This is a genomic window from Pseudomonas sp. OA65 (genome assembly GCF_017498305.1).
Lineage (GTDB): Bacteria > Pseudomonadota > Gammaproteobacteria > Pseudomonadales > Pseudomonadaceae > Aquipseudomonas > Aquipseudomonas zanjanensis.
On the sequence record NZ_JAGDEZ010000017.1, the window covers coordinates 96348 to 120772 of the forward strand.

The 24425-nt window shown below is 58.5% G+C and carries 23 protein-coding genes and 1 pseudogene; 19 read left to right on the top strand and 5 right to left on the bottom strand.

Annotated features, from left to right (window positions below):
* The first annotated feature begins 766 nt into the window (after positions 1–766).
* From J3361_RS16480 to vsr, 4 genes and pseudogenes are all read left to right on the top strand, one after another.
* Positions 767–1039: a hypothetical protein gene (locus J3361_RS16480; protein ID WP_207965461.1), complete on the top strand. Its 273-nt coding sequence runs from the start codon at positions 767–769 to the stop codon at positions 1037–1039.
* On the top strand, positions 1039–2142 hold the full coding sequence (locus tag J3361_RS16485) for a DUF262 domain-containing protein (RefSeq protein WP_207965462.1): 1104 nt from the start codon (positions 1039–1041) through the stop codon (positions 2140–2142). Before J3361_RS16480 ends, J3361_RS16485 begins: the two co-directional genes overlap by 1 nt.
* Entirely contained in the window at positions 2129–2869 is a 741-nt protein-coding gene (locus J3361_RS16490; RefSeq protein ID WP_207965463.1) for an MAE_28990/MAE_18760 family HEPN-like nuclease, read from the top strand. The genes J3361_RS16485 and J3361_RS16490 overlap by 14 nt, the downstream gene beginning before the upstream one ends.
* 48 nt (positions 2870–2917) lie before the next feature.
* Positions 2918–3333, top strand: a pseudogene (gene vsr, locus J3361_RS16495) (DNA mismatch endonuclease Vsr).
* Here the strand turns inward: vsr and J3361_RS16500 are convergent.
* Positions 3269–4339: a DNA cytosine methyltransferase gene (locus J3361_RS16500; RefSeq protein WP_207965464.1), complete on the bottom strand. Its 1071-nt coding sequence runs from the start codon at positions 4337–4339 to the stop codon at positions 3269–3271. The pseudogene vsr and the gene J3361_RS16500 sit on opposite strands and share 65 nt — an antisense overlap.
* A gap of 335 nt (positions 4340–4674) precedes the next feature.
* Between J3361_RS16500 and J3361_RS16505 the strand changes: the two genes are divergently transcribed.
* Positions 4675–5031, top strand: a complete 357-nt coding sequence (locus J3361_RS16505) for a hypothetical protein (RefSeq protein WP_207965465.1) — start codon at positions 4675–4677, stop codon at positions 5029–5031.
* Positions 5032–5554: 523 nt separating this feature from the next.
* Here J3361_RS16505 and J3361_RS16510 read toward each other — a convergent pair.
* Positions 5555–7192, bottom strand: coding sequence for a Na+/H+ antiporter (locus tag J3361_RS16510; protein ID WP_207965466.1), 1638 nt, complete (start codon positions 7190–7192; stop codon positions 5555–5557).
* 334 nt (positions 7193–7526) lie between these two features.
* Between J3361_RS16510 and J3361_RS16515 the strand changes: the two genes are divergently transcribed.
* From J3361_RS16515 to J3361_RS16530, 4 genes are all read left to right on the top strand, one after another.
* Positions 7527–7889 carry an ArsC family reductase gene (locus J3361_RS16515; RefSeq protein ID WP_053119206.1) on the top strand — a complete coding sequence of 121 codons (363 nt, stop codon included), beginning with the start codon at positions 7527–7529 and terminating at the stop codon, positions 7887–7889.
* Between the two features lie 32 nt (positions 7890–7921).
* Entirely contained in the window at positions 7922–8956 is a 1035-nt protein-coding gene (dapD, locus tag J3361_RS16520; protein WP_207965467.1) for a 2,3,4,5-tetrahydropyridine-2,6-dicarboxylate N-succinyltransferase, read from the top strand.
* 112 nt (positions 8957–9068) lie between these two features.
* Positions 9069–10274, top strand: a complete 1206-nt coding sequence (locus J3361_RS16525) for a cysteine desulfurase (protein ID WP_207965468.1) — start codon at positions 9069–9071, stop codon at positions 10272–10274.
* Positions 10271–10675 carry a SufE family protein gene (locus tag J3361_RS16530; RefSeq protein WP_207965469.1) on the top strand — a complete coding sequence of 135 codons (405 nt, stop codon included), beginning with the start codon at positions 10271–10273 and terminating at the stop codon, positions 10673–10675. Before J3361_RS16525 ends, J3361_RS16530 begins: the two co-directional genes overlap by 4 nt.
* Positions 10676–10801: 126 nt before the next feature.
* Here the strand turns inward: J3361_RS16530 and tcdA are convergent, their stop codons facing one another.
* On the bottom strand, positions 10802–11620 hold the full coding sequence (tcdA, locus tag J3361_RS16535; RefSeq protein ID WP_198796337.1) for a tRNA cyclic N6-threonylcarbamoyladenosine(37) synthase TcdA: 819 nt from the start codon (positions 11618–11620) through the stop codon (positions 10802–10804).
* 286 nt (positions 11621–11906) lie between these two features.
* Between tcdA and dapE the strand changes: the two genes are divergently transcribed.
* The 3 genes from dapE to J3361_RS16550 all read left to right on the top strand — a co-directional run bounded on the left by dapE (position 11907) and on the right by J3361_RS16550 (position 14324).
* Positions 11907–13058, top strand: a complete 1152-nt coding sequence (gene dapE / locus J3361_RS16540; RefSeq protein ID WP_207965470.1) for a succinyl-diaminopimelate desuccinylase — start codon at positions 11907–11909, stop codon at positions 13056–13058.
* Entirely contained in the window at positions 13058–13867 is an 810-nt protein-coding gene (locus J3361_RS16545; RefSeq protein WP_207965471.1) for a putative RNA methyltransferase, read from the top strand. The genes dapE and J3361_RS16545 overlap by 1 nt, the downstream gene beginning before the upstream one ends.
* A 79-nt stretch (positions 13868–13946) precedes the next feature.
* On the top strand, positions 13947–14324 hold the full coding sequence (locus J3361_RS16550; RefSeq protein WP_003198200.1) for a hypothetical protein: 378 nt from the start codon (positions 13947–13949) through the stop codon (positions 14322–14324).
* 161 nt (positions 14325–14485) lie between these two features.
* Here J3361_RS16550 and J3361_RS16555 read toward each other — a convergent pair whose 3' ends face one another.
* Complete coding sequence (locus tag J3361_RS16555) at positions 14486–14695, bottom strand: cold-shock protein (protein WP_207965472.1); 210 nt, start codon at positions 14693–14695, stop codon at positions 14486–14488.
* Between the two features lie 240 nt (positions 14696–14935).
* Between J3361_RS16555 and plsB the strand changes: the two genes are divergently transcribed.
* The 7 genes from plsB (at position 14936) to J3361_RS16590 (ending at position 24171) form a co-directional block, all read left to right on the top strand.
* Positions 14936–17440, top strand: coding sequence for a glycerol-3-phosphate 1-O-acyltransferase PlsB (plsB, locus tag J3361_RS16560; RefSeq protein ID WP_207965473.1), 2505 nt, complete (start codon positions 14936–14938; stop codon positions 17438–17440).
* A gap of 167 nt (positions 17441–17607) precedes the next feature.
* Positions 17608–17955, top strand: a complete 348-nt coding sequence (locus J3361_RS16565; protein WP_207965474.1) for a hypothetical protein — start codon at positions 17608–17610, stop codon at positions 17953–17955.
* A gap of 93 nt (positions 17956–18048) precedes the next feature.
* Entirely contained in the window at positions 18049–18444 is a 396-nt protein-coding gene (locus J3361_RS16570) for a YbaY family lipoprotein (RefSeq protein WP_207965475.1), read from the top strand.
* Positions 18445–18474: 30 nt separating this feature from the next.
* A complete protein-coding gene (locus J3361_RS16575; protein WP_207965476.1) occupies positions 18475–19164 on the top strand; it encodes a DUF4197 domain-containing protein in 690 nt (229 codons plus the stop codon).
* Between the two features lie 322 nt (positions 19165–19486).
* The gene (guaB, locus tag J3361_RS16580) at positions 19487–20956 is read left to right on the top strand and encodes an IMP dehydrogenase (protein ID WP_003185102.1); all 1470 of its coding nucleotides are present in this window, start codon (positions 19487–19489) and stop codon (positions 20954–20956) included.
* A gap of 121 nt (positions 20957–21077) precedes the next feature.
* Positions 21078–22655: a glutamine-hydrolyzing GMP synthase gene (gene guaA, locus J3361_RS16585; RefSeq protein WP_045155136.1), complete on the top strand. Its 1578-nt coding sequence runs from the start codon at positions 21078–21080 to the stop codon at positions 22653–22655.
* Positions 22656–22962: 307 nt separating this feature from the next.
* Positions 22963–24171, top strand: a complete 1209-nt coding sequence (locus tag J3361_RS16590) for a site-specific integrase (RefSeq protein ID WP_207965480.1) — start codon at positions 22963–22965, stop codon at positions 24169–24171.
* A 157-nt stretch (positions 24172–24328) separates the two neighbouring features.
* On the opposite strand, the gene J3361_RS16595 is transcribed toward J3361_RS16590, so the two are convergent.
* Positions 24329–24425 (bottom strand): transposase domain-containing protein (locus tag J3361_RS16595; protein ID WP_156422410.1); only part of this gene is annotated, 97 nt, incomplete at its 5' end.

The window sequence follows — 24425 nt, forward strand, 5'->3', positions numbered from 1 at the left end:
CGCGTCTGACAGACCACAAACGCTTACTCAGACAAGAAAAGAAATAAAACGCACCTCGTCAAAGCAAGCCCTTGATTTTACGGGTTTAACACCTCAACAAAACTCATGCAGCCCTGTTTCAAGAATCAAGCTCGCTTGAATTCGCTGATACCAGTAGCCATGATCGTCCCCGTCACCGGTGAACGCTGGCAGGAGTCTGGGTCCCTCTTCGGGTTGACCCAGCCACGCAGACGGGGCAGAGCAAGCTCAGTTGCGTGTCGATTGAAGCCGCCTTCGGGCGGCTTTGCTTTATATTCAGCAGGATTTGCACTACTTGCTCCACTCCACTCATTCCAGTCCGATGACCACAAAAGCTTTCCCACATGCAAGCCTCAGATAGCAGGGCGATTGGGATGCTTGAAGGTATAGTTGACACCCAGCTTATCCGGGTATTGTGGTGTAACACCTGGGAGCTCTCTCCGATATCGGCTGGCGAACAACTTTTCGCCGAGCATCGGGGGAGACGGAGCTTGTCGGGTGAACCCCCCGTCATCAAGAGGCAGCTCAGCTATGGTTCAAGAAGGATTGGGGCGATAAACCATCCAGCGGCGGGTGCCAAGCGAACACCCTAGCCCACTGGACACTACCACCAGCGTTGATCCTACAGACTGGGGCGGGCTCCTTGTAGTGCTGACATTGCGAGACCAGGCAGGAAAAGCACCCATCGACAAAGGCAGCTCTTCCATCCGCTCTACACGATGCCATAATGCCACTTCAGGATAATTCAATGGATTGGGTACAAATGAAAGCAGAATGGAACGACAAACCTCGCAAGGCTTCAAGGGTAGCCGCTCAGCGGGAGTACGCTGGATTCAACTTCACGGATCTATACGGTGATAGCACCGACTACCCCACCCTATTGAAGCTATCAATCGTCGATCGGTGCATGCTAAAAGCGACTGACCTGAGCACGGCGACGAGGGTTATTCAAACAGAACGCCAAGACAAACCATATAAACATCACCAAGACCGCATCAATACAAATAGCAAGGAATTTTAATGGCTAAGCAAGGAGAAATGTTCGCACTTATAAGTGACGATCAAAAAGCGGAAGCTGAAAAACAAATAATTGAAAGACAAAAAGAAACAGATTTCGACATAAGGGAATACCCCATTGAGGTTATCGTATCAAAATACGTAGATAAGTTAGAAGAAACTGACAAAGCAGAACTATTCATCCCTGACTATCAACGGGAGCTAGTTTGGAGTGAGGAACAGCAAGGTCGATTCATTGAGTCGATTCTTCTCAACCTCCCTATTCCATATCTATACGTTGCAGACGTGCACACGGGAGAGAATGAGGGGCGCCTAGAAATCGTCGATGGATCACAACGAATCAGGACTTTGGTTCGTTTCTTAGGCAATGAATTCAAGCTCGACGATCTAAAGATGTTGCCGATGCTGAATGGCTTCCACTTCAAAGATTTCCCTGTCTCTCGCCAACTCAGGTTCAGACGTAAGACCATGCGAATGATTGAGCTGATGGAAGTTGATGAAGAAGCTCGCCGTCAACTCTTCGACCGGCTAAATACCGGCGGCACTAAACTAAAAGACATGGAGCAAAGATTCGGCTCACAAGATGGTCCGTTCACTGACTTCGTTCGAGAGACTGCTTCTAATCTGAGATTCAGACAGCTTTGCCCGATTAGCGACGTCAGAATCAATCATCGCGACTATGAAGAAATGGTACTGAGATTTTACGCATATCTTCATAGATACAGGAATTTCAACAAACGTGTCGACGAGTTCTTGGACGAGTACCTCGACCACATGAACACTAATGGCTTTAACCAAGATGAGCTGCGAGCAACTTTCGAAAGCATGCTGGACTTCGTTCAACGATTCTTTCCACACGGCTTCAAGAAAGCATCGAATAACTCGTCCGTGCCTCGAATTCGCTTCGAATCAATCTCGGTTGGTGTCGCTCTAGCTCAGCAAGAGAACCCCGGCCTGGCTCCTGCATCAATGGCGTGGCTAGCAAGCGATGAGTTCAAAACACTGACACGCTCAGATGCAAGTAACTCAAGACCTAAAGTGCTGAACAGAATCCACTTCGTGAGGGATAATTTGCTAGGTCGAGAGGTCCAGTATGACCAACAGTGAGGTGCTACTCGTTGAGCTGTATGACCTTTTTCGGCAACGCTGCGCAGAGGTTCGCAGGTATATAAACTTCATAGAACTCATCGCAAACAATAGATCCGTCGCGCTGGCCGGAGAGGTCGACGGAGCACTAACTCCAATTGAGGGAGCAGAGCTCTCTCGCGAACTAACTAAAACACTAAGAGCGAATACATATCTACTTCTATACAATCTTGTCGAAGCCACCATGACTAATGCTATAGACGCAATACACAAGACTGTAGATGGTGACAACCTTGGCTTCGACCAACTAAGTGGAAATCTACAAAATATTGCCTTGAGCCACTTCAAGCGCGCGATCAAAGATAATCACAGCTCTGCTCTAGATGGGAGAATACACCCCATCGAAATTGCAATAACCCGGCTAGGATACGATAGAGAAAAGATTTTTTCTGGAAATGTCGATTGCGCAGAAATCAGAACAACAGCAAAAAAATATGGCTTTCAAACTGCAGACCCCAACTTGAACGGCCGCCAAACATTGCGCCAATTAAAAGATATAAGAGACAAGAGAAATGCATTGGCACACGGACGACTTTCCTTTGAACAATGCGGCCAGGACACATCGCCAGAATATCTTTCAAAGGTCCATTACCAAACCACGGTCTACCTTAGATCTGTATTATGGTCAATTTCGTCCTATCTGAGGGGAAAGAAATATGCGGCGCCACCTGTACTGCTGGCTTTATAGGAAGCCACGCTGAAAGAAATAAACTCTCAATGCATTCGCTCGAAGATCATGAAGTCGGTAGGGCGCATGCATACTCGCCCCGAAATGAAGGTTAGGCAATTACTTCATAGGATGGGATTTCGTTTCCGGCTGCACCAAAAATCACTTCCTGGAAGCCCAGATGTAGTCCTTGCTAAACACAGGACCGCAATCTCTTCGTGCATGGTTGTTTCTGGCACCGTCACTCCAATTGCAGGTATGCGACGACACCGAAAACACGACAGGACTACTGGCTACCCAAATTCGATGCCAACGTAGAAAGAGATGCTAGAAAAACCGCCCAACTTGAGGCGCTGGGCTGGCGAGTTCTGGTGGTGTGGGAATGTGAAGCGAGGGACCAAAGTGCTCTTGAAAAACGGCTTAGGGGAGATTTCTCCCTGCTTTCTCCGCCGAGTCCAGCTCCTCAAGATGGCGCTGGATACTGAGACCAATAATTTCCCCCAGCCGAACAGGAACGGCGTTTCCGATCATTCGCCCAACCGCTTTGAAGGTAATTTGCTCAGGCGGCATGAACTGATAAGTCTCAGGAAAGGACTGCAATGTGGCAGCCTCTCGAAGAGAGATTGCCCGGTGCTGTTCCGTGTCGTAGTGGCCAAAGCGACCGTTACCGAATCCATAGCACAGTGTGGTCATGGTCGGTCCCGGCTCATCATGACGCATCCGACCATAAACGCTCGGATAGGTCTTGCCGGATGCCTTACGATGGCAAGCTGCGCGCAGCCACTCAGGCCAATCTTTCCAAGTGCCGCCTGGTCTTGAGCGCTTGATGCGCTCAAGGTTCGTTGGTGTCAGAGTCGCTGCCCGGTGCAGCGGATCACCAGGATCGCATTCTCCCGCAGCAAGTTTGGGAAGATGGCCGATCGCTTCTTCAACCGTCACAGGCTTGCCAGCATGGGTCTTCGGAATCATTGCAATAGGGCCAAGCTTCGAAGCCAGCAACACATGGCGGCGGCGCTGCTGCGGGAGGCCATAATCCACACAATGGATCGTGCCTGCCCAAATATGGTAGCCCTCATCCTGCAATCCTTTTACAAAATCTAGATAGACCTTGTGTTTGGTCACGTCAGGCACGTTTTCCATGGTAACCAGCTCGGGCTTGATGCCCTTGATGAGCTTTTCGAAGGAGTACAAAAGCGGCCATTTGCGATCAGTGCTGGTATCTCGACCTTGATTGTAAGTCGAGAAAGGTTGACAAGGAGCGCAGCCTGCCAGGAGCTTGATTCGGCTTGGGCGATACCAAGAGGCAACATCCTTCACCTCAGCGAGGTCCACACTTTCCGCGACGAATTCGGCGCCATTATTCGTTTTGTAGGCAAACTCGCAGTTGAGATCAATGTCGTAGCCAGCGCGTACGCTGATACCAGTCTTGAGCAGACCCGCGGTCAGTCCTCCCGCTCCACAAAAAAGGTCAACGGCGTCAATATCATGCATGGAAATAGTCTCCTAACGGACGTCATTGTATCCGGTTCAGGGCAAAAGACCGAGCTCGAATACTGAAAATTTATACATGCTTTTTGGCAGCCTCAAGCACACCCTCCACGAGTCTCGACTGACTCCCGACCAAGCCCCACGCCTCATCGCTGAGCTTGTAGTCCATCGCTGGATCCTTCCTCGGGCAGAGCTTGACCCTACATAAACTAGGCGATTGAGCTTCAGCAGCCTCCGAGCTGCCCCCGGAGAAGTACCCAGATTGGACTCTTGGAATATCAAAGATTGGCCCGTATGAGCGCCGTTAGAATTCTCGGTGGCGACGTTCGCCAAATCTCATGGGCGATTCTCAACCGACTGTATTTTCCGCACCTCACAAATTTGCGCATGTGCTCGCACTGTTGCAGACGCATGAAAAAAAACAGCATCTGATCGTCAATGTAATAGAACTCGTCGTGATCAAGACCTTGAGCGTTCGCAGACCTAATCAGGCAATCGAAATAAGCGAGCGAGTCTTCCAGGTTATCACCACCTTCCGCATCCATTGGAAGGCTCATATTTGGCCGACCATTGAATGCAGAGTGCTGCCGCTCATGACACTCATAGCAAAGCGTGATGCCGTTGCCCGGTTGAAACCAGCCGTACGGATACACCGATCTACGAAAAATGTGGTGAGCCTGAACACGATCATTTGAGGCGCATACGATGCATTGAAAGCCGTCTCTAGCCTTGATGAAGCGACTCCACAACCTGAGGCACCATCTAGCCGACCGGTCTCGCTTCACAGCCAGTATCAATCTCGTTTGTTTATCGATGAGGTCTAGCCGATCTGGTCTCATGGTATCTCCCTCTGCCCACTGACTGACCTTATACGGCGCTGTCGCCGGCGCGAAATGACCTTCATTCATTGGCTGTTTTGTGGGGTGATGGTCCCATTTTCATTGTCTAATTGCCTTGAAGCAACGGGACGAATCCCCCACCGCCATTAGCTAGGTGCCAAGCAGCTTTGCGTCCTGAGACCACTATGATCAGGACGGACAAACTCTTTGCATTACAGTTTCCAAGAGTAGCCACACACATCCAGTAACAGCTGGCCGTTGAAGTGCCGTATTTACTGCTCAGCATTTAACCTGGCCGTTACACCTGTATCGCAGCCCAGCGGGGCGGTGCGACATTTTGCTAAATCCCCTCGCCACACGTAGCTTTGCGCCATGGCTGCTACTTACCCAACCCCAAATTCGCCTCCGCCAAATCCAACTCCCCCAGCACCTCCCGCAACACATCGTCGCCAATCTGGTGATGCCGGCTAAGCCGATACAGCTCCAGTCGCTGCGCCCGATAGGCCTTCAAACGCAGCCGGCGTTCCAGCAAGTCCATCTCGAACGCCTGCGCCTGGGCTTCGGCGGAATCGTTGTACACCGCCAGTTGATGGCGATACTCGGACATCAACCGCGCCTTGACCTCCGTCGCCAGCGCAGCCTTGGCCGCGTCCGGCGCAACGCTTGGCTCTTCAACTTCCAACGCATGAATCGCCGCTTCAGCGGTTTTGCGCCAGGCCTCGCGCACTTCGTTTCGGCGCTTGTCGTCGGGGCTTTTCTCGATGCCACGCAGCAGCATCGGCAGGGCGATGCAGGCCGCGATCAGCGACAACAGGATCACCCCGGCAGCGATGAAGATCAGCAAGTCGCGCTCCGGGAATTCAACACCGGCGCTCAACAACAACGGCACCGACAACACGCCCGCCAGTGTCACCGCCCCACGCACGCCGCCAAAGGTCAGCAGCCAGCACGAACGCGCGGTCGGCACCAGGGTCAACTCGCCCTTGCCGCGCCAGCGCCGCAGCAGCCCGGACACGCGCCAGATACTTTGCACCCAGACAAACCGCAGCACCAGCAACACCAGGAAAATCGCCACCACCTCCAGGCAGCGGTAGAACAGGGTTGGCCACAACGTCGGCTCATGGCTGGTCACCGCCTTGATGATGTCCGGCAATTGCAGGCCCAGCAGCAGAAAGATCAAGCCATTGAAGGCGAACTCCAGCAGTGACCAAACGCTGCGATTGAGCAGCCGCGTGCCGGTCTGGCGCGGCAGCAGATCGAGCCAGCTCTGCATCATCCCCGCCGCCACCGCCGAGAGAATGCCCGAGGCGCCCAAGCGTTCGGCCAGCACATAGGCGGCAAACGGCAGCAACAACATGAACACCACGTGGGTGGCCGGATCGTCCCAGCCCCGGGCGATCATCCAAGCCCGCAAGCGGCCCACCAGCCAACTCAGGGCCACGCCCACCAACAAGCCGCCGACCGCCACCAGAACGAAGGTCAGGCTTGCACCCGCCAGGGAAAACACGCCGGTGATCGCCGCTGCCAAGGCGAACTTGAAGGTCACCAGGCCCGACGCATCGTTCATCAGCGCCTCGCCCTGGAGCATGTGCATCAACGGTGTGGGCAGGCGCTCTCGGGCAATCGCCGACACTGCCACCGCGTCGGTTGGCGACAACACTGCTGCCAGCGCAAAGGCCACCGGCAAGGGGATACTCGGCAAGAGCCAATGAATGAAATACCCCGCCCCAACTACCGTAAACAGCACCAACCCCACCGCCAGCGTCAGGATCGGCCCGCGCAGGCGCCACAACTCGCGCTTGGGCATGCGCCAACCGTCGGAGAACAGCAGCGGTGGCAGGAAGAGAAACAGGAACAACTCAGGATCAAGGGCCACATGCAGGCCCAGGGACGGCCAGGCCAGCAAGGCACCGGCGCCGATTTGCACCAGAGGCAGCGGCAATGGGATCAACCGTCCGATCAGGCGCGACAGGCCCACCAGCGTCAATAGGATCAGGACGGTATAAGCGCTTTGCATGACGGTTTCCACTTGCGGCGACACACATCCGGCAACAGCTTGCCGTTGAAGTGCCATATTAACCGCCTAAGATCAGCCTGGCCGTTACACCTATGTCGCAGGCCGCCCTGTGCAATGAGCCTGTGGGAGCAAAGCTTGCTCGCGATGAGCGATGGCGCAGTCTTGCCGTTGAACCGTGTCGTCTGTATCGCGAGCAAGCTTTGCTCCCACAGGCTCACCCACAGGGCTCGCTCTACAGGTTTGAGTGCATGCCGATCTGGGCCGCCGCGAAACCGTCCGGTCATGGCATAATCCTTCACCTTTTATTTCCAGCACCTGCAAAGGGGGCAGTTCCTTGACCGATTCAAGCAAAACGTTGCACCTTTTCGGCATCAAAGCCTGTGACACGATGAAAAAGGCGCGCACCTGGCTCGATGATCACGCTGTGCATTACGATTTTCATGACTACAAGACCGCCGGCATCGACCGTGAGCACCTGACCCAATGGTGCAACGAGCATGGCTGGCAAGTGGTGTTGAACCGTGCCGGTACGACCTTTCGCAAACTCGACGACGAACGCAAAGCCGATCTCGACCAGACGAAAGCCATCGAACTGATGCTCGCCCAACCCTCGATGATCAAGCGTCCGGTGCTTGATCTCGGTGACCGAACCCTGATTGGCTTCAAGCCAGATATTTATGCGGCAGAGATCAAGTAAGCCTGCCCAGTCCATTTTGTAGAGGTAATTTCATGTCCACTACCCTGTTCAGCCTGGCCTTCGGCGTCGGCACTCAAAACCGTGAAGGCGCTTGGCTGGAGGTGTTCTACGCACAGCCGATGCTCAAGCCGTCGACCGAGATTGTTGCCGCTATCGCGCCGATCCTGGGCTACAGCGAAGGCAACCAGGCCATCACGTTCAGCACCGCCCAGGCTTCGCAGTTGGCTGAGGCACTGCGCAACGTCGATGCCGCGCAAGCCAAGCTGCTGACCCGCCTGGCCGAAAGCCACAAGCCACTGGTCGCCACCCTGCTGGCCGAAGATGCCCAACTGAGCTCCACGCCTGAGGCCTACCTCAAGCTGCACCTGTTGTCCCATCGCCTGGTCAAGCCCCACGGCCTGAACCTGGCCGGCATTTTCCCACTGCTGCCGAACGTGGCCTGGACCAGCCAGGGTGCGATCGACCTGGCCGAACTGGCCGAACACCAGCTCGAAGCCCGCCTGCGTGGCGAGCTGCTGGAAGTGTTCTCGGTGGACAAGTTCCCGAAAATGACCGACTACGTGGTCCCGGCCGGCGTGCGCATCGCCGATGCCGCGCGTCTGCGCCTGGGCGCCTACGTGGGCGAAGGCACCACGGTCATGCATGAAGGTTTCGTCAACTTCAACGCCGGCACCGAAGGTCCGGGCATGATCGAAGGCCGTGTCTCGGCGGGCGTGTTCGTCGGCAAGGGCTCGGACCTGGGCGGCGGTTGCTCGACCATGGGCACCCTGTCGGGCGGCGGCAACATCGTGATCAAGGTGGGCGAAGGCTGCCTGATCGGCGCCAACGCCGGCATCGGCATCCCGCTGGGCGACCGCAACACCGTGGAGTCGGGCCTGTACGTGACCGCCGGTACCAAAGTGAAGCTGCTGGACGAAAACAACCAACTGGTCAAAGTGGTCAAGGCCCGCGACCTGGCCGGCCAACCCGACCTGTTGTTCCGTCGTAACTCCGAGACCGGCGCGGTGGAATGCAAGACGCACAAGTCGGCCATCGAGCTGAACGAAGCACTGCACGCTCACAACTAAGCTGCACACCCTCACCTGTGGGGGCGAGCTTTTTGGTGGGAGCAAGCTTTGCTCCCAACAAAAAAAGCCCGCACCCACAGGGTCCGGCGTAACTCCAGCAGGGCCCGAAAGCATGTTGATCCAATCCCCTTGGCGCGCCGACTTCCCGGCCATCGCCGCCCTGCAACGGCAAGGCCAGACTTACCTGGACAGCGCCGCCACCACGCAAAAACCCCAAGCTCTGCTGGACGCCCTGACGCACTATTACGCCAACGGCGCGGCCAACGTGCACCGGGCGCAACATTTGCCCGGAGCGCTGGCCACCCAGGCATTCGAAGACAGTCGCCTCAAGGTTTCGCAATGGCTCAACGCGAGGGACTGCGGACAGATCGTTTTCACCCACGGCGCCACTTCGGCGTTGAACCTGCTCGCCTACGGACTGGAACATCTGTTCAACCCTGACGATGAGATTGTTGTCAGCGCCCTGGAACATCACGCCAACCTGTTGCCTTGGCAGCAACTGGCCGAGCGTCGCGCGTTGAAGCTCGTAGTGCTGCCGCTGGATGCCGATGGGATGATCGATACCAATGCCGCCGCCGAGCTGATCGGGCCGCGCACGCGCTTGTTGGCCGTGAGCCAGTTATCCAACGTCCTCGGCACCTGGCAGCCATTGCCGGCATTGCTGGCGATGGCCAAGGCGCAAGATGCGCTGACGGTGATCGATGGCGCCCAGGGTGTCGTCCATGGCCGCCACGATGTGGAGGCACTGGGCTGCGATTTCTATGTATTTTCCAGTCACAAGCTGTACGGCCCCGAAGGCCTGGGGGCGTTGTTCGGTCGTACCGAAGCGCTCAGCAAACTGCGTCACTGGCAATTTGGCGGCGAAATGGTCCAGCAAGCCGATTACCACAGCGCCACCTTCCGCCCGGCGCCGCTGGGTTTCGAGGCCGGCACTCCGCCCATCGCCAGCGTGATTGGCCTGGGGGCGACACTCGACTACCTATCCGGTCTCGACGGGCAAGCGGTCATCGACCATGAAACAGCGTTGCACGACTATTTGATTAGCGGCCTGTTGGCCCGCAACGGCGTGCGCCTGGTGGGCAACCCGCGCCTGGCCCTGGTCAGCTTCGTGGTCGAAGGCATCCACAACGCCGACCTGGCGCACCTGCTGACCGAGCAAGGCATCGCCGTGCGCGCCGGGCATCACTGCGCAATGCCGCTGTTCAAGCATTTGAAGCTGTCCGGGGCGATTCGGGTGTCGCTGGCGCTGTACAACGACTCCGCCGATCTCGAACGTTTCTTCGAAGCCCTGGACCAAGCCCTGGAGATGCTCCGATGAACCTGCCCGCCGAAGCCGCCGCCGCGCTGCAGATTTTCCAGGACGCCTCCGGCTGGGAACAACGAGCCCGGCTGTTGATGCAATGGGGCGAACGTTTGCCGCCGTTGAGCGATGCGGACAAATGCGACGCTAACCTGGTCCACGGTTGTGAAAGTCAGGTGTGGTTGGTGGGTCACTTGCACGACGGGCACTGGCAGTTCTCTGCCAGCAGCGATGCGCGGTTGATCCGTGGGTTGGTAGCGCTACTGTTGGCGCGGGTCAACGGCTTGTCCGCTGAAGAATTGCGGCAGGTGGATTTGCCGGATTGGTTCAATCAGTTGGGATTGTCGCGACAGCTGTCGCCGTCGCGCAGCAATGGCTTGAATGCAGTGTTGAAGCGGATGCGCGAATTGACGCAATAACTGTGGCGAGGGAGCTTGCTCCCGCTTGAGTGCGAAGCGCTCATGAAAATGGGGACTGCTGCGCAGTCCAGCGGGAGCAAGCTCCCTCGCCACAGGTTCACCACTCCCTTAGTGAGCAGCGTTGCATTACTGCCCGGGCTTGGTCCTGTCCGCCGGCCGTCGCACACCCGCCACGATCTTATCCACAGCCTTGGTCGCCGCGACCATGCCGAACGTCGCCGTGACCATCATCACCGCGCCAAACCCACCCGCGCAGTCGAGCTTGACGCCGTCGCCGACAAAACTTTTCTGCAAGCAAATGCTGCCGTCCGGCTTCGGGTAGCGCAGTTGTTCGGTGGAGAACACGCAGGGCACGCTGTAGTGGCGGGTCACGGTGCGGGAGAAGCCGTAGTCCCGGCGCAGCGTGGAACGCACTTTCGACGCCAGGGGATCGTTGAACGTACGGTTCAAGTCGCAGACCTGAATCAGCGTCGGGTCGATCTGCCCGCCCGCGCCGCCGGTGGTGATGATCTGGATCTTGCGGCGCTTGCACCAGGCGATCAGCGCAGCCTTGGCGTTGACGCTGTCGATGCAGTCGATCACGCAGTCGATGTTCGGCGTGATGTACTCGGCCATGGTGTCGCGGGTGACGAAGTCGGCCACCGCGTGCACCGTGCAATCAGGGTTGATCCCGCGCAGCCGCTCGGCCATGACCTCGACCTTGGGCTTGCCGACGGTGCTGTCCAGGGCGTGCAACTGACGGTTGGCGTTACTGACGCAGACATCGTCCAGGTCGAACAGCGAAATCTCGCCCACGCCGCAACGGGCAATGGCTTCCGCCGCCCAGGAACCGACACCGCCAACGCCGACAATCGCCACATGGGCCGCCCGCAGGCGCTCCAGGCCTTCGATGCCATACAAACGGGCGATGCCGGCAAACCGTGGATCTTCTGTACTCATGACCATTACCCCAAAAACCGGCGCGCATTATAGGGCTTTGTCTCGGCAATTTAAGCAAAACCTCTGTGGGATTTGTGTTCCAACCGACCAGCACCAGGGGCCCATGGTGGTCGTTTTGCTATAAGATAACCGCCATTTTGTAAGCCTCGACCGAATACAATCCAACGGTCGAACTCAGGACCTGTGGGAGCGGGCTTGCTCGCGAAGGCGTCATCACTGACGCTAAGAGCTTCGCGAGCAAGCCCGCTCCCACATGGACTGTGATCTCCTTTCCAGCTTTCCGGAGTTTTCCATGACGGCCCACGCCGACCTCTCGCCGACCCTGCAACTCGCCTGCGACCTGATCCGCCGTCCGTCCGTGACGCCAGTGGATGCCGACTGCCAGAAAATCATGATGCAGCGCCTGGGCGACGCCGGTTTCAAACTCGAACCGATGCGCATCGAGGATGTGGATAACTTCTGGGCCAGCCATGGCAAGCATGACGGTCCGGTGCTGTGTTTCGCCGGGCACACCGACGTGGTGCCGACCGGTCCGGTGCAGGCCTGGCAGCTCGATCCGTTCGATGCGGTCATCGACGAACAGGGCATGCTCTGCGGTCGTGGCGCGGCGGACATGAAAGGCAGCCTGGCGGCGATGGTCGTGGCGGCCGAGCGGTTCGTCGCCGACTACCCGGACCACAAGGGCTCGCTGACCTTCCTGATCACCAGCGATGAAGAAGGCCCGGCCCACCACGGCACCAAAGCCGTGATTGAACGCCTCAAGGCCCGTCAGGAACGACTGGACTGGTGCATCGTCGGCGAGCCGTCGAGCACCACGCTGGTGGGCGATGTGGTCAAGAATGGCCGGCGCGGTTCCCTCGGCGCGAAGCTGACCGTGCGCGGCAAGCAAGGCCACGTGGCTTATCCACACCTGGCGAAGAACCCGATCCACCTCGCCGCGCCGGCCTTGGCCGAGTTGGCCGCCGAGCATTGGGACCACGGCAACGACTTTTTCCCGCCGACCAGTTTCCAGATCTCCAACCTCAATTCCGGCACCGGCGCGACCAATGTGATCCCCGGGGAGCTGGAGGCGGTGTTCAATTTCCGTTTCTCCACCGAATCCACCGTCGAAGGCCTGCAACAGCGCGTCGCCGACATCCTCGACAAGCATCAACTGGACTGGCACATCGACTGGGCGTTGTCCGGCCTGCCATTCCTCACTGAGCCGGGTGCCTTGCTGGATGCGGTGTCGTCGAGCATCAAGGACGTCACCGGGCGCGAGACCAAAGCCTCCACCAGCGGCGGCACGTCCGACGGTCGTTTCATCGCCACCATGGGCACACAAGTGGTAGAACTGGGGCCGGTCAACGCGACCATCCACCAGGTCAACGAGCGCGTGCTGGCCGCCGATCTCGATGTGCTCACCGAGATCTACTACAAGACGCTGATCAAGTTGCTCGCCTGATGCTCGCCTGTCCGATCTGCAGTGAACCGCTGAACGCGGTGGACAACGGCGTGGTGTGCCCGGCCGGGCATCGGTTCGACCGTGCGCGGCAGGGTTACCTGAACCTGCTGCCGGTGCAGCACAAGAACAGCCGCGACCCTGGCGACAACCAGGCGATGGTCGAAGCGCGCCGCGACTTCCTCAATGCCGGGCACTACGCGCCGGTCGCCCGGCGTCTGGCCGAGCTGGCCGCCGAACGCGCGCCCGGGCGCTGGCTCGACATCGGTTGCGGTGAAGGCTACTACACCGCGCAGATCGCCGAAGCGTTGCCCAACGCCGATGGCTACGCCCTGGATATCTCCCGCGAAGCCGTCAAACGGGCTTGCAAGCGTAACCCGCAACTGACCTGGTTGATCGCCAGCATGGCCCGCGTGCCGCTGGCGGACGGCTGTTGCCAGTTCCTGGCCAGCGTTTTCAGCCCGCTGGACTGGCAGGAGGCCAAGCGTTTGCTTAGCCCTGGTGGCGGCCTGATGAAAGTCGGTCCCACCGCCGGTCACCTGATGGAACTGCGCGAGCGCCTGTACGACGAAGTACGCGAATACACCGATGACAAGCACCTGGCCCTGGTGCCGCCGGGCATGGTGCTGGATCATAGCGAAACCCTCGAATTCAAACTGGTGCTCACCCATGGCCAGGACCGCGCCAACCTGCTGGCGATGACGCCCCATGGCTGGCGAGCCAGCGCCGAACGCCGTGCCAGCGTGATCGAGCAGGCCGAGCCGTTCGAAGTCACGGTGTCGATGCGCTACGATTATTTCATTCTTCAATAATGACCTTTAGGCCTCGGGCAATCGCCTGGGGCCAGTTAAATCCGCGAATGGATTTTTCAAGACCGCAGCGAGGACATCCATGCGCCAACCCGATATCGAGATTTACCTCAAGGACGCCGACGTCGACCACAAGGCCATCGCCGCTTGGCTCGGCCAGGCCCTGGGCCCTTGCAGCGACTGGGTGCAGAAAGGCCAGACCTACAAGTGCAAGGCCGGCAACATCCCGGTGACCTGGCTGCCCAAGGCCGTGGGCAAATGGAACAGCCTGTACCTGGAAAGCGACCAGACCCCATGGGAAGACGACATCGCCTGCGCCCGCGCCGCCTTCGCCGCGTTGAACGTCGAAGTGCGCTGCGCGCCTGGGTCGTGGGTCGAGGAAGAAGGGGAAGAATCGGCGGACCGCTGGATTCGCATCAGCGCCGATGGGGAAGAAGAAATTACCTGGAAGACGGCGTGACCCTAGTCTCAGGTCCAACCTGAACCTAAATGTGGGAGCACTGTGGGAGCAAAGCTTGCTCGCGATGGCAGAGGTACATTCAACATCGATGCAAGCTGATCTACCACAATCGCGAGCAAGCTTTGCTCCCACAGGGATCTACTATGGCCTCAAGAGGGGGGTTACAACCCCACCACATCCTCAGCCTGCAAGCCCTTCTGCCCTTCCACCACCGCGTACTCGACCTGCTGGCCTTCAGTCAGTGAACGGTGGCCTTCGCCGCGGATCGCGCGGTAGTGCACAAATACATCCGCGCTGCCTTCACGCTGGATGAAGCCGTAGCCCTTCGCGTCGTTGAACCACTTCACACTGCCGGTTTCCCGTGCTGCCATGATGCTCACTCCCATTTTTATTTTTAGAGTCGGCTTTTCCCGCCCAACCGCAAAAGGCAAAGCCGTACGAACTTAGTCACCGTCCGGCCATCCATAACAGGAGGCCGAAGCAGCTACCGGCCGAGTATATGACACCCGGAAAAACTCTCAACTGACTTTACTTCGGTGCTTTTTTGCCGATTTTCGGCGAATCCGGCACACTGGCGCCCGCCCCATCCCATTCACTCATGCAGAAGCCGTATGACCCGCTCCCCGTTCCGCCGTCTAGTGTTTGGCACCCTGCGCCGACTGTTGTACCTCTGGGTTCGCTCCGAGACCATCAACCAGTCGTCCTTCACCCTCAACCTCGACCGCAGTCGTCCGGTGTTCTACGTCCTGCAAGATCCTTCGCTCACCGACCTGGCGGTGCTCGACACCGAATGCACCAATGCCGGCCTGCCCCGTCCGGTGCTGCCCGTCTCGGTGGGCAACCTGCTGGAGCCGGCGGCGTTTTTCTACCTGACGCCGGCGCCGGACTGGATCGGCCGCCAGGACAAGCGCGGTGCGCCGCCGACCCTGACGCGGCTGGTCGACGCCCTGACCCACAATGCCGCCGAAGACGCCCAGATCATCCCGGTCAGCGTGTTCTGGGGGCAGTCGCCGGACAGCGAATCCAGCCCTTGGAAACTGTTGTTCGCCGACAGTTGGGCCGTCACCGGGCGCCTGCGTCGGCTGTTGAGCATCATGATCCTGGGGCGCAAGACCCGCGTGCAATTCTCCGCGCCGATCCACCTGCGCGAACTGATCGAACACGACAAGGGCCACGAACGCACCGTGCGCATGGCCCAGCGGATCCTGCGGGTGCACTTCCGCAATCTGAAAGCCGCAGTCATCGGCCCTGACATCTCCCACCGACGCCACTTGGTCAAAGGCCTGTTGAACCAGCCGCTGGTCAAGCAGGCGATTGCCGAGGAAGCCGAACGGGAAAAGATCTCCCCGGAAAAAGCCAAGGCCCAGGCCCTGCGCTACGGCAACGAGATCGCCTCGGACTACACCTACACCGCGATCCGTTTCCTGGAAGTGGTGCTGAGCTGGTTCTGGAACAAGATCTACGACGGCATCAAGGTCAACCACATCGAAGGCGTGCAGAAGGTCGCCCAAGGCCACGAAGTCATCTATGTGCCGTGCCACCGCAGCCACATCGACTACCTTTTGCTGTCGTACCTGCTGTTTCGCAACGGCCTGACGCCTCCGCACATCGCCGCGGGCATCAACCTCAACATGCCGGTGATCGGCGGCCTGCTGCGCCGTGGCGGAGCGTTTTTCATGCGCCGCACCTTCAAGGGCAACCCGCTCTACACCGCGGTGTTCAACGAATACCTGCACACGCTGTTCACCAAAGGCTTTCCGGTGGAATACTTCGTCGAGGGCGGTCGTTCACGCACCGGGCGCATGCTGCAACCCAAGACCGGCATGCTCGCCATCACCCTGCGCAGCTTCCTGCGTTCGTCACGCATGCCCATCGTCTTCGTGCCGGTGTACATCGGTTATGAACGGGTGCTGGAAGGCCGCACCTACCTGGGCGAACTACGCGGGGCCAGCAAGAAAAAAGAATCGATCTTCGACATCTTCAAGGTCATCGGCGCCCTCAAGCAACGCTTCGGCCAGGTGGCGGTGAACTTCGGCGAACCGATCAAGCTGGCGGAATTCCTCGACGGCGAACAGCCGGATTGGCGCCAGCAGGAACTGGGCCCGCAGTTCAAACCGGCCTGGCTCAACGCGACCACTCACCGCCTCGGCGAACGCGTGGCCCGGCACCTGAACGAAGCCGCAGCCATCAACCCGGTCAACCTCGTCGCCCTGGCGCTGCTGTCCACCAGCCGCCTGGCCCTGGACGATCGCGCCATGGCCCGGGTGCTCGACCTTTACCTGGCGTTGTTGCGCAAAGTCCCGTACTCACCCCACACCACCCTGCCCGAAGGCGATGGCCAAGCGCTGATCAAGCACGTCAAAGGCATGGACCTGCTGTCGGAACAGAGCGATGCCTTGGGCAAGATTCTGTACCTGGACGAGCAGAACGCGGTGCTGATGACCTACTACCGCAACAACGTGCTGCACATCTTCGCCCTGCCGGCGTTGCTGGCGAGCTTCTTCCAGAGCAGCTCGCGCATGAGCCGCGAACAGATCCTGCGCTACACCCATGCGTTGTACCCGTACCTGCAATCGGAATTGTTCATTCGCTGGTCGCTGGAAGAACTGGACGACGTGGTCGACCAGTGGCTCGAAGCCTTCGTCGAACAGGGCCTGCTGCGTTTCGAAAATGACCTGTACCTGCGCCCGGCGCCAAGCTCGCGGCACTTCGTGCTGCTGACGTTGCTGTCGAAAAGCATCGCCCAGACTTTGCAGCGCTTCTACATGACCGTCTCGCTGCTGCTCAACAGCGGCCAGAACACCGTCAGCGCCGAAGAATTGGAAGACCTCTGCACCGTCATGGCCCAGCGCCTGTCGATCCTGCATGGCCTGAATGCGCCGGAATTCTTCGACAAGAGCCTGTTCCGCCACTTTATCCAAACGATGCTGGACCTCGACGTGCTGCGCCGCGACGAGGCCGGCAAACTCAGCTACCACGAACTGTTGGGGGAACTGGCCGAAGGCGCGGCCAAGCGGGTGTTGCCGGCGGAAATTCGCCTGTCGATCCGCCAGGTGGCGTTGCATCGCAGTGAAGATGCGGCAGAAGTTGCAGTGAAACCAGAGGTTGAAACATAACGTTGGCCAACAAAGTTTGTTGCAGTTAATGGATTGATAAAATCCGTACTCCGACGTTACGAAGCGGCTAAGACGACGTCGAACGAAGAAACGACCTACAGATATCGTTTGAGAGGGGTTCTAGGATGAACCCACGTCAATATCGACGTATTGAAAAGGAATTCAGCATGAGCCTGCACACCATCCAAGCGACTATTCACTTGCCTGACGATCTTCAACTCCCTGAGAGCGGAGACTGCTTAATCACTTTCAAAACACCGCATTACTCCGGCGGCTATCGCGGAATCGAAATACCAAAAATGCCATGGGTCTTTAGCTTTGCCATCAACAGCGACTTCGACACCGAAGGCGCAGAAATTTTGATGACCGCGCAAATCGATGCCCCTCGTCCTCTTTTTCTGAACACTACGCACGCATTCATCTGGAACGGCGGCGATCAGGAGGTTGATATCAATCTGACCCTTGCGCCAGTACCAGAGAGCGAAGAGCCTCTGCCGTTAACGTTCGGTTCCTGAGTCGCAACGTTCAGGTGGATTTATAACGTAAAATCCTCCAGATTCCCTTTGACGCTGGCGTGTCGCGAGCGTCAAAGGGAAAGGTTATTAACCATGAAAAAAATTGCTCTGCTTATCTCTATGGCGTTACTGTCCGCTTGCCAATCGACAACGCCATCCTCCGCTTCCCTTGATGGCGAAGTCTTCTATCTGCAACGCATCGCCCTGCCGTCCAACGCTACCTTGAGCGTGACCCTGCAGGACGTTTCCCTGGCCGATGCCCCTGCCATGGTGCTCGATGAACAGAGCGGCCCGGTCAAAGGCCAGGTCCCGCTGCCGTTCCACCTCAGTTATGATCCCACCCAGGTCAAGCCCGGCCATCGTTATGCCGTGAGCGCCCGCATCGAAGTGGACGGCCAGTTGATGTTCATCACCACTGAACAACACACCGTGCAGCTCGATGGCAAGGATCCGCAGCCGTTGAAGATCCGCGTCAACGCCGCACGCTGATTTCTTTCAAAATTCTCCAAGGAAGCTGCCATGCTCCGTTCTACCCTTCGCTTTACCGGCCTGTGTGCCGGCCTGTTGATCTGCGCCAACGCCATGGCGCTGTCCCTTGGCGATCTGTCCCAGAAGGACGCCACCGGTGGTCTCAAGGATGCACTGACCCAAGGCGCCCAGATCGCCGTCAAGCAACTGGGCACGCCAGGCGGTTTCAGCAACAACCCGGACGTGAAGATCGAATTGCCCGGCAAGCTCGGTAAAGTCGCCAGCAAGATGAAAGCCTTCGGCATGGGTGAGCAGGTCGACCAGCTGGAAACCAGTATGAACCAGGCGGCCGAAGCCGCCGTGGTGCAGGCCCAGCCGATCCTCGTCGATGCGGTGAAAAACATGAGCGTGAGCGATGCCAAGGGCATCTTGAGCGGAGGCAACGACTCGGCCACCCAATACCTGAACAAGAGCAGCCGCGAGCAGATTCGCGCCAAGTTCCTGCCCATCGTCAAGCAAGCCACCGACAAGGTCGGCCTGGCCCAGCAATACAACACCTTCGCCGGCCAGGCCGCCACCTTCGGCGTGCTGGATGCCAAGAGCGCCAACATCGAAAACTACGTGACCGAACAGGCGCTGGACGGGTTGTTCGAAATGATCGGCAAGCAGGAAGCCACCATTCGCCAGAACCCGGCGGCTGCGGCGACCAGTTTGGCGAAAAAAGTATTCGGCACCCTCTAAGCCAAGCGCAAAAACACTGTGGGAGCGAGCCTGCTCGCGATGAGTACAGCCCCTATCTTACAAAACACGATCCTGTGGCGAGGGAGCTTGCTCCCGCTGGGCTGCGGAGCGGCCCAAGATTTTTGCGGTCGCTGCGCAACCGGGCGGGAGCAAGCTCCCTCGCCACAGGGGCCACCATTTCCCCACTCTCTGTGTTTGGTTGAAGGCGGTGGTTTCAGCCCGTCAATCACCCCGCCAATAATAGACAGAGTTTTACATTGAGCCAGACGGGGTGCATGAGTATAATGGCGCGCTTCCATTTTCCCGCTCGGGAGCCCCCGCGATGCTGCGTATCAGCCAAGAAGCTCTGACCTTCGACGACATTCTCCTAGTGCCCGGTTATTCCGAGGTACTGCCTAACGAAGTCAGTCTCAAAACCCGTCTCACCCGTGGCATCGAACTGAATATCCCCCTGGTTTCCGCTGCCATGGACACCGTGACCGAAGCCCGTCTGGCCATTGCCATGGCCCAGGAAGGCGGTATCGGTATCATCCACAAGAACATGACCATCGAACAGCAGGCCGCCGAAGTGCGCAAGGTCAAGCGGTTCGAGGCTGGCGTGGTCAAGGATCCGATCACCATCGAGGCTGACGCCACGGTGCGGGATCTGTTCGAACTGACCCGCATGCACAATATCTCCGGCGTTCCGGTGCTGCACGATGGCGACCTGGTCGGCATCGTCACCTCCCGTGACGTGCGTTTCGAGAACCGCCTGGATGCCACCGTCCGCCAAGTGATGACGCCTAAAGAGCGCCTGGTCACGGTCAAGGAAGGCACCAGCAAGGACGATGTCCGCGAGTTGCTGCACAAGCACCGCATCGAGCGCGTGCTGATCGTCGACGACAAATTCGCCCTCAAGGGCATGATGACCGTCAACGACATCGAAAAAGCCAAGGCCTACCCGCTGGCCAGCAAGGACGATCAAGGTCGTCTGCGCGTCGGCGCGGCCGTCGGCACTGGCAAGGACACGGGCGACCGTGTTGCCGCCCTGGTCAATGCCGGCGTTGACGTGGTGGTGGTCGACACCGCCCACGGTCACTCCAAAGGCGTGATCGACCGCGTTCGCTGGGTCAAGCAGAACTTCCCTGACGTGCAGGTGATCGGCGGCAACATCGCCACCGGCGCAGCCGCCAAGGCCCTGGCCGACGCCGGCGCCGATGCCGTCAAGGTCGGTATCGGCCCTGGCTCGATCTGCACCACCCGCATCGTCGCCGGTGTCGGCGTGCCGCAGATCAGCGCCATCGCCAACGTCGCCGCCGCCCTTGAAGGCACTGGCGTGCCGTTGATCGCCGACGGCGGTATCCGTTTCTCCGGAGACCTGTCCAAGGCCATCGTTGCCGGTGCCTATTGCGTGATGATGGGTTCGATGTTCGCCGGTACCGAAGAAGCGCCTGGCGAGATCGAGCTGTTCCAGGGTCGTAGCTACAAGGCTTATCGCGGCATGGGTTCGCTGGGCGCCATGTCCCAGGCCCAGGGCTCGTCCGATCGTTACTTCCAGGACTCCTCCGCGGGTGCCGAGAAGCTGGTGCCGGAAGGCATCGAAGGTCGCGTGCCGTACAAGGGCACCCTGAGCGCCATCATCCATCAACTGATGGGCGGCCTGCGTTCTTCCATGGGTTACACCGGCAGCGCCGACATCGAAGAGATGCGCACCAAGCCTGAATTCGTGCGTATCACTGGGGCCGGCATGGCCGAGTCCCATGTCCACGACGTGCAGATCACCAAGGAAGCGCCGAACTATCGGGTCGGCTGACGCAGACAGCTATGAGCTACAAGCTATAAGTTACAAGCGGTGGTTGCGCTGCAGCAGCCACCGCGTATTACCCGATCAACTTGCAGCTTGCGGCTTGCAACTGCTCTTCAGAGTTTCTCCCATGGCCCTCGACATTCACGCTCACCGCATCCTGATCCTCGACTTCGGTTCCCAGTACACCCAACTGATCGCCCGCCGCGTGCGTGAAATCGGTGTGTACTGTGAACTGCATCCGTTCGACATGGATGACGAAGCGATTCGCGAATTCGCTCCGAAAGGCGTCATCCTCGCCGGCGGCCCCGAGTCGGTGCACGAAGCCGACAGCCCGCGCTGCCCGCAAGCCGTGTTCGACCTGGGCGTGCCGGTCTTCGGTATCTGCTACGGCATGCAGACCATGGCTGAACAGCTGGGCGGCAAGGTCGAAGGTTCGGACCTGCGTGAGTTCGGTTACGCCCGCGTCGACGTGGTCGGCAAGAGCCGCCTGTTGGACGGCATCGAGGATCACGTCGACGCCGACGGCCTGTTCGGCCTCGACGTGTGGATGAGCCACGGTGACAAGGTCACCAAGATGCCGGAAGACTTCCACATCCTGGCCAGCACTCCGAGCTGCCCGATTGCCGGCATGTTCAACGATGATCGTCGCTACTACGGCGTGCAGTTCCACCCTGAAGTGACCCACACCAAGCAGGGCGGCCGGATCCTGTCGCGCTTCATCCTCGACATCTGCGGGTGCGAAGCCCTGTGGACCCCGTCGAAGATCGCTGAAGACGCCATCGCCCAGGTCCGCGCCCAGGTCGGCACCGACAACGTGCTGCTGGGCCTGTCCGGCGGTGTGGACTCCTCGGTGGTTGCCGCGCTGCTGCACAAGGCCATCGGCGACCAACTGACCTGCGTCTTCGTCGACAACGGCCTGCTGCGCCTGCACGAAGGCGAGCAAGTGATGGCCATGTTCGCCGAGAACATGGGCGTCAAGGTGATCCGCGCCAACGCCGAAGAGCAGTTCCTGAACAACCTGGCCGGCGAGTCCGACCCGGAGAAGAAACGCAAGATCATCGGCCGCACCTTCATCGACGTGTTCGATGCCGAATCCTGCAAGCTGGACAACATCAAGTACCTGGCCCAGGGCACCATCTACCCCGACGTGATCGAGTCGGCCGGCGCCAAGAGCGGCAAGGCCCACGTGATCAAGTCCCACCACAACGTCGGTGGCTTGCCGGAAGAGATGAACCTCAAGCTGGTCGAGCCGCTGCGCGAACTGTTCAAGGACGAAGTGCGTCGCCTCGGCCTGGAACTGGGCCTGCCGTACGACATGGTCTACCGCCACCCATTCCCGGGCCCGGGCCTGGGCGTGCGGATCCTTGGTGAAGTGAAGAAGGAATACGCCGACCTGCTGCGTCGCGCCGACCACATCTTCATCGAAGAACTGCGCAAGGCCGACTGGTACCACAAGGTCAGCCAGGCGTTCGTGGTGTTCCAACCGGTGAAATCCGTGGGCGTGGTCGGCGATGGCCGTCGCTACGCCTGGGTCGTCGCCCTGCGCGCCGTGGAAACCATCGACTTCATGACCGCTCGCTGGGCTCACCTGCCGTACGAGCTTCTGGAGACTGTCTCCGGGCGGATCATCAATGAGATCGAAGGCATTTCTCGCGTGACGTATGACGTGTCGAGCAAGCCGCCGGCGACGATTGAGTGGGAATGATCCTACGTCCGGCACTGCCCGGCACAATCTAGCAAGAAATACCCTGGAGCCCGCGTAATTGCGGGCTTTTGGCTTTTTAGGTCTGGCAAGTTCAGGTAGTGTTCTGCATCGCCAAGCACGGTGTTTATGTGGCATGGTACGGGGTATCAACTGTCTTCAATGCCATGTGTGGCGCTTAATACCATGTCGATTAGCTTAGGCGCTTCATGGTATCAAGTAGTGCGGAAGGCCCGGTTTTACTGGGGTTAGGCGCCGTTTTTCTGCGCTTCTCTACGCATGGTATTTTTTCATGGAAATAGTGGAAGCCATGCTCACTGATACCAAGCTTCGAAATCTCAAACCCCAAGACAAGCTCTACAAGGTGATTGACCGAGATGGCTTGTACGTGGCGGTTACACCGGCCGGCTCAATCTCCTTTCGCTACAACTACTCCATCAATGGCCGGCAGGAGACCGTCACCTTCGGTCGTTATGGCATGGGCGGGATCACCCTGGCAGAGGCACGTGAGCGGCTAGGGGAGGCGAAGAAGATGATCGCCGCAGGTAAGTCGCCTGCTAAGGAGAAGGCGCGTGCGAAGGCGCGCACGAAGGGTGCTGAGACCTTTGATGATTGGGCTGAAAAATGGCTGCGCGGCTATCAGATGGCGGACTCGACACGAGATATGCGCCGCTCAGTCTATGAGCGCGAGTTGAAACCACAGTTTGGCAACCAGAAGCTGGCGGAAATAAACCACGAGGACCTGCGAACGTTAACAGACGCGATAGTCGAGCGGGGGGCACCCGCAACTGCGGTTCACTCACGTGAGATCGTCATGCAGGTGTTCCGATGGGCCATTGAGCGTGGTCAGAAGGTTGAAAACCCGGCAGATCTGGTACGGCCTGCCAGCATCGCGAAATTTGAGCCACGCGACCGTGCGTTGACGCCTGATGAAATCGCGCTGATGTACCAGTACATGGACAGAATCGGTACCGCTACTTCGGTCCGCGCAGCGGCCAAACTTCTCTTGCTGACGATGGTACGCAAGAGCGAACTGACCAACGCGACGTGGAGTGAGATCAATTTCAGCGAGGCGCTATGGACGATTCCCAAAGAGCGGATGAAGCGTCGTAACTCTCATTTGGTGTTTCTGTCCCAGCAGGCATTGGATTTCTTCATCGCGTTGAAAACCTTGGCAGGAGGTTCAGACTACGTTCTGCCGTCACGCTACGACTCCGATTTACCAATGAGTGCGGCCACGATCAATCAGGTACTGACGCTCACCTATCGCCTTGCTCAAAAGGAAGGTGTGCCACTAGGCAAGTTCGGTCCCCACGACCTGCGGCGCACGGCCAGCACGCTGTTGCATGAGGCGGGCTACAACTCCGACTGGATCGAGAAGTGCCTCGCGCACGAGCAGAAAGGTGTGCGCGCCGTCTACAACAAAGCCGAGTACCGGGATCAGCGCCGTGCGATGTTGCAGGATTGGGCGGACATGATTGACGAGTGGACGCTTAAAAAACCTCGTGTAGCGGATTGATTCTGAGCCTCTTGGCCCAACAGAGCACGCGTGTTTGTGGCGAACTACCCACTTCGGTGGGTTTTCTTTCGTCCCGGAATAGGCGTTTTAGGGACACTTTTTTTCTACCGAATTTCGTTAATAAAACGTATGCGTCCGGGCATCACATCTTGCGTGATTAAACCGGCTGCCACTTATGCGGAAGCAGCAGCTCGATTTCACTCGCCCGCTGCGTCGGTAAACGCGTGAGAACATCCTTTAGATAGGCGTACGGG